The organism is Endozoicomonas arenosclerae, from assembly GCF_001562015.1.
GTDB classification, from domain to species: Bacteria; Pseudomonadota; Gammaproteobacteria; order Pseudomonadales; family Endozoicomonadaceae; genus Endozoicomonas_A; species Endozoicomonas_A arenosclerae.
Window position 1 is genome coordinate 100,176 of the sequence record NZ_LASA01000086.1, and the last position, 18,970, is coordinate 119,145.

The following is an 18,970-nucleotide window of genomic DNA, read 5'->3' on the forward strand; positions in this document are numbered from 1 at the left end:
TGAAAGAATGAAGAAGGATTTTTGACATAAAAAAAGCAGATACCGAATGTTCGGTATCTGCCTTATAGAGAATGTTTAGAGATTAGAGCCTGGATTCAATCAGCTTCTCAAGCTTCACCTGGTCTTTGGCAAAGTTGCGAATGCCTTCAGCCAGTTTCTCAGTGGCCATGGCGTCTTCGTTCATTGCCCAGCGGAAAGCCTGCTCGTTCAGAACCACTTTCTCATCACTAGAAACTGCAACCGTTTCAGACAATTTTTGAACAACCGTAGCTTCTGTTTTTTCCAGATCATCCAGCAGACCCGGCCCAATGGTCAGACAGTCACAACCGGCCAACTCAATGATTTCACCGGTATTACGAAAGCTGGCACCCATCACTACCGTGTTGTAGCCATGCTGCTTGTAGTAGTTGTAAATCCGGGTCACAGAAACAACGCCTGGATCTTCAGCTGCTTCAAAGTCACGACCTTCTGCCTTTTTGTACCAGTCGAGGATGCGACCTACGAAAGGAGAGATCAGGAACACACCCGCTTCTGCGCAGGCCTGAGCCTGAGCAAAACTGAACAGCAGGGTCAGGTTACAACGGATACCTTCCTGCTCGAGGACTTTGGCTGCTTCGATGCCTTCCCAGGTAGAAGCGATCTTGATCAACAGACGGTCTGGATCAGCGCCCTGTTCACGATACAGGGCAACCAGTTCATGGGCTTTGGCAATGGTAGCTTCTTTATCAAACGACAGACGTGCATCCACTTCGGTAGAAACAACGCCGGGAACAACCTGCTGAATTTCCTTGCCAATGGCTACCGCCAGCCAGTCACAGGCGTGCTGAACCTGGGTGCTCTTATCGGAAGCCTTTCCTCTGCCATACTCCAGAGCGCTGCTAAAGAGTGATTCATAAGCCGGGAGTTCAGCGGCTTTCAAAATCAGGGATGGATTGGTTGTGGCATCAACGGGCTGATATCGACGAATCGCTTCGATATCTCCGGTATCTGCAACCACTTTTGTCATACCCTTGAGTTGCTCTAACTGATTCATTTGACTCCCGATCCTCACTTTTTATCCTGATCATCATTTCATCCCAGGCAGGAGGAAATAATGCTCTTTGCTCTTGGCTGTTTGACCAGTCCGAAACAGTCAGGAACTCTTCGGACTGTATCTATCATTCATCACTATCTATATAGAAAGACTATTAACTCAATCTTACATCGTAGTTTTAACAGACTGACGTTCAACCAAAGTTGAACGCAGCGTTTTTATCTCATGAGACCGGCCCGGATTTTCTATGCGCTTGATCAGCGTATCCGCAGCCAGCCTGCCTAACTCAGCTTTGGGTTGGTGGATGGTTGTCAGTGGCGGCGATGTATACGACGCCAATTCAATATCATCATAACCTATCACGGATATATCATCCGGAATCCGGTATCCACGTGTCTGCAAGGCACAGATCACACCCATAGCCATCAGATCATTACCAACAAACAAAGCCGAAGGCGGCTGTTGCCCGACTTCAAGACCATCCAGCAGTCGATTTGCGGCTTCAAAACCACTCTCAGCTGTCAGTCGACCTTCCACAATCCAGCCGTTTTCCGCTGGAATGCCGGATTCTTCCAAAGCCCTGTGATAGCCCGCCAGACGTTGTGAGCTGGGAGACAACTCTGCAGGGCCACTGATACAGGCAATTGAGCGATGGCCATGATCCAGCAAATGGCGGGTGGCTTCATAACCGCCCTGCTCTGGATCTTCCATAATGACATCGGCCTCAAGACCCGGAGCCTGACAGTCCAGAACGACCAAAGGCCATTGACAGCGATCACGCAGCATTTCAAAAAAACCCTGATCACTGTGCGCTGACATCACTAACAGACCATCAATGCGTTTTTCTTCCAGAGTCTGCAAATAAGATGCCTGTTTGTCGAGGTTATCGTCAGAGTTGCACAACACCAGATGATAGCCGCGTTCATAACAGGTCGCTTCTACACCATGAATGACCTCTGCAAAAAACGGGTTGGCATTGGAACCCGTCAACATACCTATCGTGTAGGTTTTATTGGTCTTCAGGCTACGGGCAACCGCACTGGGCTTATAATTCAGTGCTTTAACCGCTTCTCTGACCCGTAGAGCCTTATCTTCACTGACAAAGCGGGTACCGTTCAGGACATGGGAAACCGTTGAAATGGAAACACCTGCCTGTTTTGCAACATCCTTGATCGTTGCCATACTGCCGCTCTCTTAACGCTCTATCACTATCTGTTCTGCATCGTTGCAGTGCGGAATACGCTCTGCCAGAAACAGTTCTGTTTCATTGCGACCCGGTATAGAAGTCTGAGCTCCACTTCGAGTCACAGAAATCCCTGCTGCAGCATTGGCAAAGCGGGCAGCAGAGTCAATGCTCTCACCTTCTGCCAGCTTCACAAGCAGCGCACCGTTAAATGTGTCGCCCGCCGCTGTAGTATCAGTGGCAGAGACTTCAAAACTGGGAATAATCCGGGCACCGGCCTCATCGGAGATAAAGGCCCCCAATCTGCCCATGGTAATGACTACTCTGGAAATACCTTTCTCATGCAGAATCGTCGCAGCTTCCCTTGCGCTGTCAGAATCGTTGACCGCGACACCGGTCAGTAACTCAGCTTCTGTCTGATTAGGCGTAATCATGTCGATACTGGCCAGCAATTCATCAGACAGTGGACGTGCAGGAGCCGGATTGAGTACCACAGTGACTCCAGTACTCTGTGCCACCTTTGCCGCTTCAAGAATCGAAGCTTCTGGCGTTTCCAGCTGCATCAGCAGATAGTCGGCACCGGCAATTTCAGCTTTCTTATCTTTAACTCTCTCAGGGGTTAATGCTGCATTAGCTTCTGCAGCAATACCAATGCAATTTTCTGCACGGCCATCCACAAAAATCAAAGCTACGCCGGTATTCACACCCTCTACCTGTTCAACCAGTGAGGTATCAATACCGTCTTCAGCAAATTTGTCGACAATTTCACGACCAAACGCATCTTGTCCCACACAGGCCAGAAAGTGTGTATTGCCTCCCAGTCTGGCACTGGCAACAGCCTGATTGGCCCCTTTGCCGCCCGCAATAACATCGTAACGGCTGCCTGTTACCGTTTCACCGGGACGGGGAAACGCATCCACTTTCAATACATGGTCTGCATTCACACTGCCAAGAACAAGAATCTGTTTAGTCATGGGTCAATCTCTATATTCAGGACTATGGCCAGGCACGCTGCCTAGCCATAAGTACATAATCAGGGCTGCTTCGTGATCAGCTTCAATTCAACCGGCGTGTAGATTTCTACCTCTTCGCCTTTGATGGCCTTGTCAGCAGTCTCAACACCGACTTCGCCGATCATGGACGCCTGCTGGGCTATAGTGGCAGCCAGGCCACCGTCTTCTACAGATTTGATGCCTTCGTCCGTACCGTCAAAACCTACGACGATGATATCTTTTTTAGCCGCCTGAACTGCTTTCAGGGCACCCAGTGCCATTTCATCGTTCTGGGCAAAAATGGCTTTAACATCAGGGTGAGCCTGCAACAGGTTCTCGGTCACATTCAGTGCCTTGGTACGGTCAAAATCAGCTGGCTGACTGGCTACCAGCTCCAGATTGGTGCTCTTGATCGCTTTCATAAAGCCTTCGCCACGCTCACGGGCAGCGGATGTACCTGGCACACCTTCCAGCTGAATCACCTGACCTTCACCACCCAGCTTCTTGGCAATGAATTCACCGGCCATTTCACCACCCGCGATGTTGTCAGAAGCGACATGGGAAACAACATCACCACCATTAGCACCACGATCCAGAGTAATCACCGGAATCTCAGCACGGTTAGCCGCACGAACAGAGTTTGCTGCAGCATCAGAATCCGTTGGATTCAGCAGAATGGCACTGACTCCACGAACCGTCAGATCCTCAGTGTTGGTCATCTCTTTGGCGGAATCGTTCTGTGAGTCCAGAATCACCAGGTCATAACCCAGCTCCTGGGCTTTTTTCTCTGCCCCTTCTTTCAGGGTGACAAAGAAAGGGTTGTTCAGAGTAGACACCACCAGAGCCATAGACTTCTGGTCAGAAGACGAGCCTGCGTCAGAGGTACTCGTTCCTTCCTCGGGCTTGCTGCAGCCTGTCAGAGCCAGACCTGCAGTCAGAGCGACAGCCAGTGCTTTTTTCATGGAGAAGATCATGGACAACAACCTCATGGTTCCGATTGTTTCAGCCGGTTTTTCCGACTTTAATAGGGGGCGATAGCCAGCTCCCGGATACCGGGGCTGGCCTGATCTCAAGACTGTTTTGTAGAACGGGTATCTACCAGAACAGCCAGAAGAATAACGAGCGCCTTGGCAATCAGCTGATAGTAGGAAGAAACATTAAGCAGGTTCAGGGCGTTGTTCAGAATACCGATAATAAGCACACCGACCAGAGTACCGGTGATTCGGCCCTTGCCACCTGTCAGACTGGTTCCACCCAGCACTACTGCAGCAATTGCATCCAGCTCATAACTGGTACCCGCTGTTGGTTGGGCCGAAGCCAGACGACTGGTGACTATTAATCCTGCCAGAGCGGAGAGGCCGCCAGAAATGGAATAAACAGCCAGTTTGATACGATCAACGTTGATACCGGACAGACGGGTAGCAGATTCGTTACCACCCAGAGCATAGACGTAACGACCCAGTCGTGTGTGATTTAACACGAACCATGCCGCCACAAAAGTGAAAGCCATCAGGTAAATCGGGAAAGGAATACCAAACAGGTAGCCACTGCCAATAAAGGAGAATGCCTCAGAAGCTGCACCACTGCTGGCAGAAATGGGTCTACCGTCAGTGAATACCATGGTGGCTCCACGCAGCAGGGTCATGGTCGCCAGTGTTGCTATAAATGCCTGTACCCTGCCTTTGGCAATGATCAAACCACTCATGGCTCCCATTGCCGCACCACCAGCCAGAGTCAGTGTCACTACCAGCATTATGTTGAAATCCATGCCGATTAATGTAGCGGCCAGAGCACCGCTTAGCGCCAGAATGGAACCCACTGCCAGATCGATACCGCTGGTTAGAATGACAAAAGTCATGCCCACAGCAATGATGGCATTGATGGAGGTCTGTCTCAGGATGTTCAGCATATTGTTGGTGCTGAAGAAACTGTCGCTGATCATGGACACCGCCACCATGAAGATCAGCAAAGCGATAACAGACTTGTATTCAAACAGGAATTCTTTATTGATGCGGAATTTACTACCGCTGCCCAGTGCACCTGCCTGTAAGGTTTGCTCAGTCATAATTTTTCCTCTTTACGCTGCCTTACCAACAGCACAACGCATCAATTTTTCCTGGGTGGCTTCCTGACGATCGAACTCTCCGGTTATCCGTCCTTCATGCATGACCATCACTCGGTCACTCATGCCCAGGACTTCCGGCATGTCAGACGACACCAGCAAAATACTCATGCCCTTGTTCTTGAATTCATTGATTAACTGGTAGATTTCTTTCTTGGCCCCCACATCAACACCGCGGGTCGGCTCATCAAGAATCAGTACCCGTGGATTGATCATCAGACCTTTGGCAATGGCGACCTTCTGCTGGTTACCACCACTGAGGTTCTTGATCAGCTGTCTGGCTGTAGGGGTTTTGATATTGAAGGCTTTAATGAAGTGCTGAACCGAATCCATTTCACGGCTACGGTCGATTTTACCGGTAGCACTCTGGAACTGTTCCAGACTGCAGAGGCTCATGTTTTCAGAAACTGAAAGCTCCAGTACCAGACCATCGCCTTTACGATCTTCGGAGATGTAAACAATGCCGGACTGCAGACCTTCTGCTGGAGATTTGATTCTGCGGGCTTCACCAGCTATCCGAATCTCACCCGAGTGTGCAACATTGGCACCGTACAGAGCTTTCATCAGTTCCGTACGCCCAGCCCCCATCAAACCGGAGATTCCGAGGATCTCACCTTCTTTCAACTGGAAGCTGACCTCTTTAACACCAGAAGCAGACAAGTTTTCTACCTCAAGTGTCAGAGCACCTGGCTCAACATCAATGCGAGGGTATTGTTCTTCCAGTGAGCGACCCACCATCTGCTCGATAATGTCGTCTTCAGTTAACTTCTCTACCGGAGTTTCAGCAATAAAGCGACCATCTCTCATAATGGTGGCGTCATCACAGATCTGGAAAATTTCCTGCAGGCGGTGGGAGATATAAACAATGCCCTTGCCTTCAGAACGTAACTGGCGGATTACCTTGAACAGGCTTTCAGTTTCTTTATCCGTGAGAGCATCGGTAGGTTCGTCCATCACAATCACCTGTGATGAAAACGACAGAGCCTTGGCAATTTCAACCATTTGCTGAACACCAATGCTGAGCTTGCCCACTGGAGTGGATGGATCAAACTGTACATCCAGCATATCCAGAAGTTTCTGGGCTTCTTCTCCCATGGTTTTCCAGTCAATTCTGCCGAATCGACCCATGGGTTCACGGCCCAGAAAAATATTCTCGGCGATAGACAGCTCAGGAATCAGATTCAGTTCCTGGTGAATAATGCTGACTCCGCGTTCCTGGGAATCCTTGGGGCCCCTGAAAGCCACGTCATCCCCGTGGTATTTCAGCTCGCCTTCATCGCGGCTGTAAATACCTGTCATGACTTTCATGAGAGTCGACTTACCGGCACCGTTTTCTCCCAACAGTGCCATTACCCGGCCAGGGTAAATATTCAGGCAGGCGCCATCCAGAGCCCGGACACCGGGAAATGTCTTGACGACATCTTTCATCTGGAAAACAGGTTCAGGTTTTGACTGGGTACTCACCTTATCCCCCTCAATGCTGTTCACAATGACAATGCCATGATCAAGGTATGAAACCGACGGCATTACACGCTCAAGGCTGTTTAAAATGCTACGCCGGATTTCAGAATGACATTTGCATAGGGTGTGCACTCACCCGTACGAACCACTGCCTTACTGAGGTCAGATTGAGCCTTAAAGGACTCATGACTGACCTCGACGACTCTGACAGGAGCCCCCTGTTCTTCTCCAAGCAACCGAATGCGATCAGCAAATTGCTGATACAGCTCCGGACTCACCTGGGCAAACTCTTTAGCAATGATGATTTCTTCCACAACCGTTTCAGAAAGCACCACGTCCAGGGTTTCCAGAAAACCCGGAACCCCGTGGGTCAAGGCCAGATCGATGCGCTCAGCACTTTCACCAATGGGCAGCCCGCAGTCACAGACAGTCAACCCCTGACCATGACCCAGGCTGGCAATAGCCCCGGAAAGCTGTGGGTTGAGAAGTCTGGTCTTTTTCATACAGGCCACCGTAAGTTGTTACAGTCTGGTTCGCATTGACTGATGTGTAATCAAGTTCAGTAAAACGTTTGCGCAAACGTTTTTCTCAGCGCCACTATAACGATTCACCTCTTGAGAAAAGTTGATCTGGATCAATTGGAAACAAACCTGCACAGACGAAAACACGAATGAAAGCATGGGGAATACTGATTCGATAACAAAGAAATAAATTAGATAGTGTTCGAACGGATATTTTCAGAAAGTGTAGAAAGGATTCAGTCCGGCAGATGTGTTTGCATCTGTTCTGCAAGTTTGCTGACGTCAAAGGGCGTCCAGAACCCCCACGGATTGGACTTTTGATACTCTCCAACCAGATCAAGACTTCTTACTCCGGCTTTAAGCAAGCGGGCCACAACCGATGAACAGTTGAAGCCAAGCAGCTGATAGAACGAAGTGTTTTTCCTGATCAGTTTCCACTTATGCTTCATGGCAGCCACGTTTACGCTGGGCAACTCAATGACGATGGGCTCACCATGCCCCTCAAAATCCTGCTGAAAGGCATTGCATTTAGGTCTGGCAAGAAAGCCACCCACAATCATGTCTTTCTCAGCAAAGGACCAGGAAACATAGGAGGAGTTATCCCCCATTTTCTTTCCTTTGGTAGAACCAAGCACAACCGCTGAGTGCTGAGAATCTCCCGTGTTGCCATGGGGGTTTCGAAACAGGAGCACATAAGCCTTGGAAGGGTCATCAAACCGATTCCAGAACTCTTCCATACGGGCTTCAGTGATATCAGTCATGCGATTGTAGTCAGGCAGCATTGAATGAAAGGTGCCCTGAAGTATCCCGAGTGGCTTGAGAAAATAGCGATTAATAAAACAGAGAAGGCTCTGGATTTTGGTCAGCTTGCGGCTGCTTAAATCTTTCTGATCCCATCGCTGTGACTCAGAGCGAGGAATTTTTGCCGTGACATCCGGAGCTCGGGAATCATCCTTTTTCTGTGGCTCCGGATTCGGTCTTATAACGGAAGTGGAATCTTCAACTTTTGGCATGACTGCATATCCCTTGCGCTCAAATAGCCTTACTCCAGCACAACTTCTTTTTCAGCTTATTTCTGCATTGAAGTATTCTGATGCATCACCTGATTCAACCTTAACTCCTGCAACAGCAACTCGATCTGGAACTGTTCGGCTTCAATCAGGGTCTTGTAATGAGCCACAACGGCATTCATCTGCTCTGAAAGTGTTCCTTTGGTGTCCAGCTCAACACTGTCAGCAATGGATTTCAGCTGGGTGTTGATCTCTTTATCCTGAACACTGTTCCGGGGTAATGCTTTATTCTGTCTGGCTTTTTGTTTGACACTCTTATCGGCTTTGGCCTGAAGCAATTTCAGTTCACTTTGCATACGATTACGATAGGTTCTGATACGCTTCTGCCGAAGGGTAATACGCTCTTCAATCATCCGGGTCCGGACCTTTTCATCCATGCCCTTCAACTTATCCATATCAAAAGGTTCAAGAGGAGCTGCCAGACCTTTCAGCTCAATGGGCTTGGCATTGCTGTCACACTTTTCTTCTGTGAAGACCACGCTGCCATTTACCTGACACTTATAGATTGGCTTTCCATACCCTGAATAGGGAATCAGCAAAATGCTGACGGCTAGCAACAGTTTTCTCAAATCCATGATGATGCCCTGACTGAATACCTTTCTTTACTATAGCCAGCGGATAAACAATGACCTTTTACTCCCCCTCTCTTCAGGACAAAGGGCAAAAAGAACCGTAATTCCGGTGTTACGGACACGCCTTGCCAAAATCTTCCCTTTATCGTCTACCCCATAACAAGCCTGTAATGTTGTGAGGGATATACATGATGAAGACAACCAATAAGGCCACAGCGCTTAAAAAAATGATAAAAGCCTGTTCAGCCTCCTTGTTCAGCGCAGCTCTACTGGGCCTGCCTGGACTGGCCAGTGCAAAAGTCACGAATTATGGAGAAATGGTGGATGTGCCCTCCGGCTCGTTCACTATGGGTTGCCTGAATTCCAATGACGATATCTGCTACTACGCAGAAGATGAGAAAGCTCACAAGGTCTACCTGAATGCCTACAAAATCGACAAGTATGAAGTGACCTTCGCCCGTTACAAGAAATGCCTGGACGCTGGAAAATGCTCCCCCTTGGCAGTGGGTGGCTCCATGAATTTTGGTCGCAAGGGCGTAGATAACTTCCCTATTAATGGTGTGACCTGGCATCAGGCCAAAGCCTTCTGTGAGTTCGAAGGCAAAAGGCTTCCTACTGAAGCTGAATGGGAAAAAGCCGCAAGAGGTACAGACGGTAGAAAGTACCCCTGGGGCAACCAGAAACCTACCTGTGATTTAGCGGTTATGGACAGCCAATACGCTGGCAATCTTGGCTGTGGTACCGGCAATGTGATGGACGTAGGTTCAAAGCCAAAAGGGGCGTCACCTTACGGCGCCATGGACATGGCCGGTAACGTCTGGGAATGGACCGCTGACTGGCATAGCAACCGCTACTACCACAGCAGTCCTGAAAATAACCCTCAGGGGCCCTCCAGTGGCGTCTACAAAACAACCCGGGGCAGTGATTTCTTTGCCAGAGCTTATTGGGAGCTTCGCTCCACCAGCCGCTTCCCGTATTACCCCAATAATGTCAGCCCCGCTATTGGCGTGCGCTGTGCCAAATCAGCATAAGGAGAGCGATCATGGAAACAAGTAAACAGTGGCTGGCAATCATCGCTTCAATCTTTATGTTGACCGGGTTCTCTACTCCAGGGAAAGCCTTTAATGACAAGGCCGTGGTAGAGATTCCATCAGGTGAGTTCACTCGGGGCTGTACCCGTAAGTACAAGGAATATGAGTGCCTGCCTGAGGCCCTTCCAGAGAAAAAAGTCTTTATCAGTAAGTTCAAGATCGATAAATATAAAGTCACTTATCGCCGTTACAATGAGTGCATGAAAAAAGGCAACTGTACCGATCTCTATTTTGGTGGTGGGTGCAACGCGGGCATGCCCTGGAACAGTGACCACCCGGTCAACTGTGTTACCTACAAACAGGCCGAAACCTTCTGTAAATGGGACGGTGGAAAGCGTTTGCCGACAGAGGCTGAGTGGGAAAAAGCCGCCCGAGGCACCGATAAGCGCTTCTACCCATGGGGCAATAAAACACCTTCTTGCAATCTGGCCACCATCAGTGACAAAACCACTCGAGGAAAAATGGAACCGGGTTGTGGTATGGGCACCAGCAGGCCAGTCAATGCCAACCCGGAAGGTGCTTCTCCCTATGGAGTAATGGGTATGACCAGTAATCTGCTTGAGTGGACCAGCGACTGGTTTGATGCCGAATACTATAAGAAAAACGAGCTTCGCGATCCCAAAGGTGCGGACAGAAATACGGGCTTTAAAACCTTGCGTGGCGCGACCTGGATGATGAAGAAGGAAGAACTGGATGTCTCCATTCGTGTTCCCTATGCGCCGGAAGGTCAGGGCTACATAGTCGGTTTCCGCTGCGCTGGCTGATGGAATACCTCTGACTATTGATATGTCAGTCCTTTACTGGAATCCTACCGCCAACCACTTCGTTGGCGGTAGTACTATGAAGGCACAGAAGAATCAAAACCATTCAGATACTCCGGTATTCAACCTGATTCCTGAAGATCAGCTGACCCGTGAACTGTCACCTGTCTGGCATAAGCGTTTTGATAAAGCCGTACGCCATATTCTTGAGAACATTCAGCACCCTTTAAACTGGCAGGAAGTCGCTAACCTGTGTGCTATATCCCCCAATCACTTCCGGGATATGTTCAGTCAGGTCTTCAACGAAACACCCGGACAGTATCTGCGAAGAATGCGATTGAAGCTGGCCGTTTACTATCTCTGCACAGAACAGGATCTGAGTATTACTGAGATCGCAACTGAATCCGGCTTTTCCTCCTCCCAGGCCCTGGCCAAAGTTTTGCGCCAACTCTTGAATACTTCGGCTTCTGAGATCAGAGACAGGATTCACCAGCATGACGAAGCCTACATTGAAGACCTGATGAGATTTTCCGGACACCCCCAGAAAGGTCTCTCTGATTCAATGGAACAGGCCATGGCCAGTGATATCCCGGTAACGCTGAAGTATTACCCGGAACGCCCTGTCTTCATCCATAAGGCCGCTATGTACAGCTTCAGCAAGCTGGAAAAAATCTGGAAACAGAAAAGACCCTCATCCGCCAACGACAGAGTACTGGTATATAGCTGGACAGATCTGGCTTCACCTGATCAGAGTACCACTAATTCTGCGGGCTATTTCTGTGATGAGGCTGACGCCAACCACCGGATTTCTGCAGGTCTTTACCTTTCCTGCCGTGTCAATATTTCTGGCCTGGCTGGCTACTACGCCACCTTAAAGAGTCTGTACCTGTATGTCCTGCGCCACGGTCTGGAGCCTGAAAATAGCGCTCCGGTGATTGAGACCTATCACAATTGCGACACGCTTTATGCCGAGTCCATTGATCTCTCCGCCAGCATTCTGGTCAGACCGGCCAGCTGAGCAGTATTGCAGTCTTAATTGAAGACTGCGTCAATTTTCCGGCCTTTCAGCATGGGCATCTCTGTGTCATGATGTTCTTCACTTGCAGTAATCGAAAAAAATAAAAAACACGCAAGACAGGACCTATTCCTATGAGCAGGAAGACACTCGCACAAGGATTGGCCGCGTTTACGATTTCCGGCTTGCTCTCCCTCCCCGCACACTCAGACATTCTTATAGGTGTTGCAGGACCCCATACCGGCCCTTATGCCGCCTTTGGTGAACAATTATGGAAAGGCGCAGAAAAAGCCGCTGCTGACTTGAACAAAGCAGGTGGCATTAATGGTGAACAGGTAAAACTGATCAAGGCTGATGATGCCTGTGAACCCAAGCAGGCCGTAGCAGTAGCTAACCGTCTGGTGGATTCAGACGGTGTTGATTTTGTGATTGGACACTTCTGTTCATCCTCCAGTATTCCCGCTTCCAGAATTTACGACGACGCCGGTGTGGTGATGATCACTCCCGCTTCAACCAACCCCAAGCTCACTGAGCAGGGTTTTGAAGGGGTCTTCAGGATCTGTGGCCGGGATGACCAGCAGGGACATGTTGCTGCTGACTTTATAACGGGCGAACTGAAAGCCAAAAAAATCGCCATGATCCATGACAAGGATACCTATGGTCAGGGGCTTGTGGATGCAACTCGTGATCGCCTGCACTCACTGGGCATTAAAGAAGTGATGTACGAAGGCCTGACCCGGGGCGAAAAAGACTTCAACGCACTGGTCACCAAAATCCGCTCCAGCGGTGCTGATGCTGTGTACTTTGGTGGACTCCATTCAGAAGCTGGCCCTCTACTCAGACAGATGCGAGAGCAAGGTGTGACCGCTTCCTTTATTTCTGGTGATGGCATTGTTTCCGATGACTTCCTGAAAACCGCCGGTGGAGCCGAGTTTGTTAACGGTGCACTGATGACGTTCGGGGCTGACCCCAGGTTAATCCCTGATGGTAAAAAGGTAGTCGCCGGTTTCCAGGCTGATGGCTATGAACCTGAAGGTTACACTCTGTATTCCTATGCAGCACTGCAAACTCTCGCCTCCGCTGCCAAGGCACTGAAAACAACCGATGGAGAAAAAGTATCTGCCTGGTTGAAACAGAATGAAGTACCCACGGTTCTGGGCGCCAAAGCTTTTGACGGTAAAGGTGATTTGAAAGTCTCTGACTATGTGATGTATCAGTGGGACAAACAGGGCCAATACAAACAGCTCTCAGCCAATCAAGAATAAGTCTATGACGAAGGCCGGATGCAATGTCCGGCCGCTCACTTTCCACACGCTATTTTCGCTCAATGCTGTTTGCCTCTGGAGTAAAACTTCATGGATCTTTCAACCCTGCTGCAGCAACTGGTGAATGGCCTGGCTCTGGGTTCTGTTTATGGCCTCATAGCCATTGGTTACACCATGGTTTACGGCATTATTGGCATGATCAATTTTGCCCACGGCGATGTTTATATGATCTCGGCTTATGTCACCGCCATAGTGATCGCCCTGCTGACATTCTTTGGTATCGAATCCTTTCCCATCATCTTATTGGGCACTTTGTTTTTCACCATTCTGATCAACAGTGCCTATGGCTGGACAATTGAACGCCTGGCTTATCGCCCACTGCGCCAATCAACCCGTCTGGCCCCGCTGATTTCAGCCATAGGTGTGTCGCTGGTGCTTCAGAATTACGTACAGATCAGTCAGGGAGCCAGAAGCCAAGGTGTCCCCACTCTTATGTCAGGCTCCTTCAGACTGGAAATGGCTGAGGGATTCATACAGGTCTCCTACACCCAGCTGCTGATTATTGTTGTTGCCCTGTTGGGTATGGCCCTACTGACCTGGATCATCCAGAGCACTCGTCTGGGCCGAGAGTGCCGGGCTACTCAGCAGGATCGCAAGATGGCCATGATTCTTGGGATCAATACTGACCGGGTGATCTCAACTGTCTTTGTGATAGGTGCAGCCATGGCGGCTCTCGCGGGAACACTGGTCACGCTTAACTACGGAACCTTTGACTTCTACATCGGTTTTATCATCGGTATTAAAGCCTTTACGGCTGCGGTGCTTGGAGGCATTGGTTCACTGCCCGGCGCCATGCTGGGCGGTATTCTGCTGGGCATGTCCGAATCACTGTTTTCCGGGATGGTGAATACCGATTACAAGGATGTCTTTGCTTTCAGCCTTCTTGTTCTGATCATGATTTTCCGACCAACCGGTTTGCTGGGTAAGCCTGAAGTGGAGAAGGTCTGATGGCGATTGATTATCAGTACAGCAACAAACCAGACAGCTTATCCTCCAACGAACTCCTTTTCAGAATCCGTAAAAGCCTGCTGGATGCCTTCATAACAACACTGCTGGCGCTGGCTGTTTTCGGCCCCATTGTCGGACTGGAACTGGACGGTTATGACTTTCAGCTACAACTCAAAAGCCTGGTGAGTATTCTGGGAGTCATTTTTACCGGCCGGCTTGTAGCCTCACTGTTTTTCCAGACTTCCCAAGGCGAAAAGCTTCTTGAGAAATTCTCAAGAAAAGACACCAGTATCCGGGTGCAACCTCTCAACCAGAAAGCAGCGAATGGTTACTGGATCATTGCATTATTCATGCTCGCAGGATTAATGGTGCCCTTTCTGGCCAGCAAATACTGGATTACGGTCATTATCCTGGGAATGATTTACGTATTGTTGGGTCTGGGTCTCAACATCGTAGTTGGTCTGGCAGGTCTTCTTGATCTGGGGTTTGTCGCCTTTTATGCCATAGGTGCCTACGGGCTGGCATTGGGTCATGAATACCTGGGGCTTGGTTTTTGGAGCATGCTGCCTCTGGCTGCCCTCCTCGCTGCTTTATCCGGTGCTTTGCTGGGTTTCCCCGTGTTAAGAATGCATGGAGATTACCTAGCCATTGTGACTCTAGGGTTTGGCGAGATCATACGACTGGTACTGAACAACTGGACACAGTTCACCGGTGGCCCAAATGGTGTATCTGCTCCTGCTCCCACTCTGTTTGGTCTGGAGTTTAAACGGCGGGTCAAAGAGGGCACACCTTTTCATGAATACTTTGGACTCTCCTACGACTCAGCCTACAAATTCATTTTTATCTACCTGATCCTTTTTGCCCTGGTCTGGGCAGTGCTCTACATAAACCACCGCCTGACAAAAATGCCTGTGGGACGGGCCTGGGAAGCCTTGCGGGAAGATGAAATTGCCTGTCGTTCACTGGGTCTGAATCATGTACTGGTAAAGCTTTCAGCCTTTATGACCGGTGCCGCTGTGGGCGGTATAGCCGGTGTCTTCTTTGCCACTTACCAGGGTTTCGTTAATCCAACGTCGTTCACGTTTTTCGAGTCGGCACTGATTCTTGCCATTGTCGTTCTAGGTGGACTGGGCTCAACCAAGGGTGTGGTGATAGCCGCTTTTGTGCTCACCGTGATGCCTGAAGTACTGAGGGACTTTTCAGAATATCGGATCTTGATGTTTGGTCTTCTCATGGTACTGATGATGATCTGGCGACCCAGAGGGTTGGTAAGAATGACCCGGTCGTCGTTCCAGCCACCTCAAACAGTCCGCCAAGCCATGGAGGGTGTACGATGACCTCCTCTTCTGACGCCATTCTCACCATTAAAGGCCTCAACATGCAGTTTGGTGGCATCAAGGCACTGGAGAATATTGACTTCCAGGTACCAAGAGGCAGCATCACAGCACTGATTGGTCCTAACGGTGCAGGCAAAACCACGGTCTTTAATTGCCTGACGGGGTTTTACCGAGCCACCAGCGGGAAGATTGAGCTGAATGCTCATAAAACCAAAACCAGTGTGACCTCTGTGCTGGGAGAATCCTTCAAGGCATCCGATCTTTGGCAACCTGTGCGCTTTGGTCGCAGACTTTATTACAAGTTGTTTGGTGGGTCGCATCAGGTTAACCGTGCAGGACTGGCTCGAACTTTTCAGAATATCCGTTTGTTCAAGGAAATGACGGCTCTGGAAAACCTGCTGGTTGCCCAGCATATGCAACTGAACAGAAGCTTTCTGGCGGGGATTATCAATACCCGTTCTTTCCAGAAATCGGAAGAGAACGCTTTGAATAAAGCCTGGTATTGGCTGGAACAACTGGATCTGATTAATGAAGGCAACCAACTGGCAGGTCAATTGCCTTACGGTAAACAGCGAAGGCTGGAGATTGCCAGAGCACTCTGCACAAACCCTGAATTACTGTGTCTGGATGAACCCGCTGCAGGTCTAAACCCACAGGAAACAGCAGAGCTTGCCAAAACTCTAAACACCCTGCGCTCAGAACACAAACTCACTATCCTGCTGATTGAGCACGATATGGGCATGGTCATGAAGATATCAAGCCAGATTGTAGTACTGGACCATGGACTGGTGATTGCCCGTGGCAGTCCGGATCAGATCAAAAACGATCCTGCTGTCATATCAGCGTATCTGGGGACAGAAGAAGAAACAGGAGTGCCTGAGCATGAACCAGCCCTTGCTTGATATTCAGGAAGTGGATGCCTCCTACGGTCCCATTCAGGCTTTGAATCAGGTATCCATGCATATTCATCAGGGAGAAATTGTCACTCTGGTAGGGGCCAACGGCGCAGGTAAATCCACATTACTCATGAGTCTGTTTGGTAATCCCGGTGTCACTCGTGGCGAAATCCACTTTGATGGCACAGCTCTGACCAGTCAGCCAGGACATAAAATTGCATCACTGGGCATCGCACTGGTGCCGGAAGGTCGTCATGTCTTTGCCCAGATGAGCGTTGAAGAAAATCTCATCATGGGCACAACCCCCATTGGCACAAAACATGTTCACGAAGATCTGGAAAAAATGTACGAACTGTTCCCCATACTGGAGGAACGGAAACAACAAAATGCCTCCACATTATCTGGAGGAGAACAGCAGATGCTGGCTATTGCCCGGGGGCTGATGAGTCGCCCACGGTTGCTACTGCTGGATGAACCCAGCCTGGGACTGGCGCCCATTGTCGTTCAACAGATATTCAGTATTTTGAAAGAAGTGGCCAGTGGTGGGATGACGATTTTTCTGGTTGAACAAAATGTTCATCATGCTCTGAAACTGGCAAACCGGGGTTATGTGATGGCTAACGGCCGTATCAAACTGGGGGGTACAGGCACAGAACTGCTTTCTAACCGAGAGGTGCGGGAAGCTTATATGGGAGGCTAAAGTCCATCTAACGGGAGCTTCGGAACAAAACCCAGAAAGATCAGTAATACAGATGGCATTAGATTATTCCCTGCCCCTGTGGCTATTGTTTGGGGCATCAAGAGCTCTGGTGCTTCTGTAGGCAAAGTCACCGGAGCCAAGCCAGGTAATGATTGTCCCGGAGAGATTCCATACCAAAGAGTAATTTTCACCACATTCTGGGGACTTACTTCACCCAAAGCTAATAAGCCCTCTTCTGAGCCGGAAAAACTCAGAGGATCATAATCAGTCAGCTTGGAGAATATCTCTTCCTCCATAACTTCACTTTCTTCAAATAACACTCTCTTTAAAAAAAAGGGAGGCCTGTCATTTAGCGTATAAATGTTGTTACCTGCTACGGCCATCAAATGAGGATCGTTTTCGAGAGAAAATACGCCTCCTCTCATATATGCTCCTTGCTCTTTACTCAAGAGCATCCCATGAGTTTGATTATTAATGACTATTGAATCATTACCAAGCACACCCCAGGACTGAGGGTTAAGATCACTTACTTCATCAGGCAATGGTTCTGTAGTGCTCACTAATTCAACCTCTGCCTGACGAGGCTGACGAAACATTGGGTCAAGATCAATAAACCTTATGTCTTCCCCTCCACAACTGGCCACCGCTAGCTGCTTTTGCTTGCGGATGGATTCACACTGATTGAGAGGTCTCAGATAGGGGCGTGAGCTTTGGAAACTGCGTCCCTTACAACTGATTCCAACATCTTCCTGATGAATACAATCATGATGATTTCGATGTGAATACTGGCAGGCTGCTGAGGTCGTATGAGAGAAACAATCCAGAAGACTTTTTTCTGAGCCCGCGCATCCCAGTTCATCAAATATTATCGCCCCGCTGCCTGCGTTACACTCATTGTTGAAACCAACACCTTCACTGAATATTTGACCCGGCAACATACCTAACTGTTTACAAACCACCTCAACTTCAGCTTTTTCAAACCGGTCATCACAGACTGTTCCCCAAAGCTCATCTCCCGGTAATCTCATCTCCACACGTCCAGCTACCAGATCTTCGGTCCGGTTAAAAGCACAGTTGGCAGGTACCAGGCGAACACCCGCTTCTTCATCGATCATTCTGGCACATTGAAACAGAATCCCTTCCTGCGATTGAGACACTATATTGCCCATCTCATTTAACAGGCGTATACGTCCAGTCTTCCAATAATCCAGTTCTAACAATGTGCCATCGTCCATTCCACATAAAGTACTTCGACGAATATCCAGATTATCAGGAAAACTGAACATCCGAATTGGCAGTATGCTCATAGTGAGGGTATTCACTTCAAACTCGATCAGTACCTTTGTATTTCTGATCCACATTCTTGTTGCAGAGGTATTCAGGTACACCTGGTTTTTCAGCGCTTCGTTAGAAATAACTGTAAATTGCCCTATGGAATAGTGCTCACTGGACTTTCTGGACACATACTCTGATTCTTTAATCACATTTGCTTCCAGCGTTAATACTTTTACGCAACTATCCCCTTCACCCTGAACACAGGGATCTATCACAATTGAAGCTTTCCTGCTTCCGTTGATAAACGGCTTGAACTGCACTCTAAAGCTCTGGCAACGGGGACCATTTATATCATACTCATTTTCCAGCAATTCCCATTCCCCCGAGAGGTTTCCTCTTATCACTTTCAGCTTTGCCAAAAAATCTTCATTGCTAGGGAACCTGCGAATAAGTCCCTGATCATGAGATAATAATCTCAGCAGCTTGATCAGAGGTAGTCATGGACCAACAACTCTCTTTTTCCGACAGTGAATTCAGCCAGAAGCGACGCAGAACTCGTAGGGAAATTTTTCTTGAAAGAATGGAGGTTCTGATTCCATGGAAACGCTTAGAGGCCGTAATCGAGCCCTATTACCCTAAGCGTGGCAACGGAAGACCTCCTTATCCTC

19 protein-coding genes are annotated in these 18,970 nt (G+C 49.1%); 9 read left to right on the forward strand and 10 right to left on the reverse strand.

Annotation, left to right across the window (positions count from 1 at the left end; all coding sequences use genetic code 11):
- Nucleotides 1-82: 82 nt before the first annotated feature.
- The 9 genes from tal to WG89_RS13365 all read right to left on the reverse strand — a co-directional run bounded on the left by tal (nt 83) and on the right by WG89_RS13365 (nt 8,957).
- Entirely contained in the window at nt 83-1,033 is a 951-nt protein-coding gene (gene tal, locus WG89_RS13325) for a transaldolase (RefSeq protein ID WP_062266859.1), read from the reverse strand.
- A gap of 165 nt (nt 1,034-1,198) precedes the next feature.
- On the reverse strand, nt 1,199-2,215 hold the full coding sequence (locus WG89_RS13330; protein ID WP_062266861.1) for a LacI family DNA-binding transcriptional regulator: 1,017 nt from the start codon (nt 2,213-2,215) through the stop codon (nt 1,199-1,201).
- Between the two features lie 12 nt (nt 2,216-2,227).
- On the reverse strand, nt 2,228-3,190 hold the full coding sequence (gene rbsK / locus WG89_RS13335; RefSeq protein ID WP_062266863.1) for a ribokinase: 963 nt from the start codon (nt 3,188-3,190) through the stop codon (nt 2,228-2,230).
- A gap of 59 nt (nt 3,191-3,249) precedes the next feature.
- Nucleotides 3,250-4,170, reverse strand: coding sequence for a ribose ABC transporter substrate-binding protein RbsB (rbsB, locus tag WG89_RS13340; protein ID WP_062266902.1), 921 nt, complete (start codon nt 4,168-4,170; stop codon nt 3,250-3,252).
- Between the two features lie 107 nt (nt 4,171-4,277).
- Entirely contained in the window at nt 4,278-5,273 is a 996-nt protein-coding gene (gene rbsC / locus WG89_RS13345) for a ribose ABC transporter permease (protein ID WP_062266865.1), read from the reverse strand.
- A 12-nt stretch (nt 5,274-5,285) separates the two neighbouring features.
- A complete protein-coding gene (rbsA, locus tag WG89_RS13350) occupies nt 5,286-6,857 on the reverse strand; it encodes a ribose ABC transporter ATP-binding protein RbsA (protein ID WP_079253829.1) in 1,572 nt (523 codons plus the stop codon).
- Nucleotides 6,858-6,874: 17 nt separating this feature from the next.
- Nucleotides 6,875-7,294: a D-ribose pyranase gene (rbsD, locus tag WG89_RS13355; RefSeq protein WP_062266867.1), complete on the reverse strand. Its 420-nt coding sequence runs from the start codon at nt 7,292-7,294 to the stop codon at nt 6,875-6,877.
- Between the two features lie 254 nt (nt 7,295-7,548).
- The gene (locus WG89_RS13360) at nt 7,549-8,325 is read right to left on the reverse strand and encodes a hypothetical protein (protein WP_062266869.1); all 777 of its coding nucleotides are present in this window, start codon (nt 8,323-8,325) and stop codon (nt 7,549-7,551) included.
- A gap of 56 nt (nt 8,326-8,381) precedes the next feature.
- A complete protein-coding gene (locus WG89_RS13365) occupies nt 8,382-8,957 on the reverse strand; it encodes a hypothetical protein (protein ID WP_062266872.1) in 576 nt (191 codons plus the stop codon).
- Nucleotides 8,958-9,142: 185 nt separating this feature from the next.
- On the opposite strand from WG89_RS13365, the gene WG89_RS13370 reads away from it, so the two are divergent.
- From WG89_RS13370 to WG89_RS13405, 8 genes are all read left to right on the forward strand, one after another.
- The gene (locus tag WG89_RS13370; RefSeq protein ID WP_062266874.1) at nt 9,143-9,985 is read left to right on the forward strand and encodes a formylglycine-generating enzyme family protein; all 843 of its coding nucleotides are present in this window, start codon (nt 9,143-9,145) and stop codon (nt 9,983-9,985) included.
- 11 nt (nt 9,986-9,996) lie between these two features.
- The gene (locus WG89_RS13375; RefSeq protein ID WP_062266876.1) at nt 9,997-10,809 is read left to right on the forward strand and encodes a formylglycine-generating enzyme family protein; all 813 of its coding nucleotides are present in this window, start codon (nt 9,997-9,999) and stop codon (nt 10,807-10,809) included.
- A 22-nt stretch (nt 10,810-10,831) separates the two neighbouring features.
- Nucleotides 10,832-11,824 carry a helix-turn-helix transcriptional regulator gene (locus WG89_RS13380; RefSeq protein ID WP_079253830.1) on the forward strand — a complete coding sequence of 331 codons (993 nt, stop codon included), beginning with the start codon at nt 10,832-10,834 and terminating at the stop codon, nt 11,822-11,824.
- Nucleotides 11,825-11,955: 131 nt separating this feature from the next.
- A complete protein-coding gene (locus WG89_RS13385) occupies nt 11,956-13,086 on the forward strand; it encodes a branched-chain amino acid ABC transporter substrate-binding protein (protein WP_153301588.1) in 1,131 nt (376 codons plus the stop codon).
- Nucleotides 13,087-13,176: 90 nt separating this feature from the next.
- Nucleotides 13,177-14,094 (forward strand): ABC transporter permease subunit, encoded by a 918-nt coding sequence (locus tag WG89_RS13390; RefSeq protein WP_062266882.1) that lies wholly within the window; start codon nt 13,177-13,179, stop codon nt 14,092-14,094.
- Nucleotides 14,094-15,431, forward strand: coding sequence for a high-affinity branched-chain amino acid ABC transporter permease LivM (gene livM / locus WG89_RS13395; protein ID WP_079253831.1), 1,338 nt, complete (start codon nt 14,094-14,096; stop codon nt 15,429-15,431). The genes WG89_RS13390 and livM overlap by 1 nt, the downstream gene beginning before the upstream one ends.
- Nucleotides 15,428-16,333, forward strand: coding sequence for an ABC transporter ATP-binding protein (locus WG89_RS13400; protein WP_062266884.1), 906 nt, complete (start codon nt 15,428-15,430; stop codon nt 16,331-16,333). Before livM ends, WG89_RS13400 begins: the two co-directional genes overlap by 4 nt.
- Nucleotides 16,314-17,027: an ABC transporter ATP-binding protein gene (locus tag WG89_RS13405; RefSeq protein WP_062266886.1), complete on the forward strand. Its 714-nt coding sequence runs from the start codon at nt 16,314-16,316 to the stop codon at nt 17,025-17,027. The genes WG89_RS13400 and WG89_RS13405 overlap by 20 nt, the downstream gene beginning before the upstream one ends.
- On the opposite strand, the gene WG89_RS13410 is transcribed toward WG89_RS13405, so the two are convergent.
- Nucleotides 17,024-18,577, reverse strand: a complete 1,554-nt coding sequence (locus tag WG89_RS13410; protein WP_153301589.1) for a scavenger receptor cysteine-rich domain-containing protein — start codon at nt 18,575-18,577, stop codon at nt 17,024-17,026. The two genes, WG89_RS13405 and WG89_RS13410, sit on opposite strands and share 4 nt — an antisense overlap.
- Nucleotides 18,578-18,801: 224 nt before the next feature.
- Between WG89_RS13410 and WG89_RS32125 the strand changes: the two genes are divergently transcribed.
- Nucleotides 18,802-18,970 (forward strand): transposase (locus tag WG89_RS32125; RefSeq protein ID WP_062260605.1); only part of this gene is annotated, 169 nt, incomplete at its 3' end.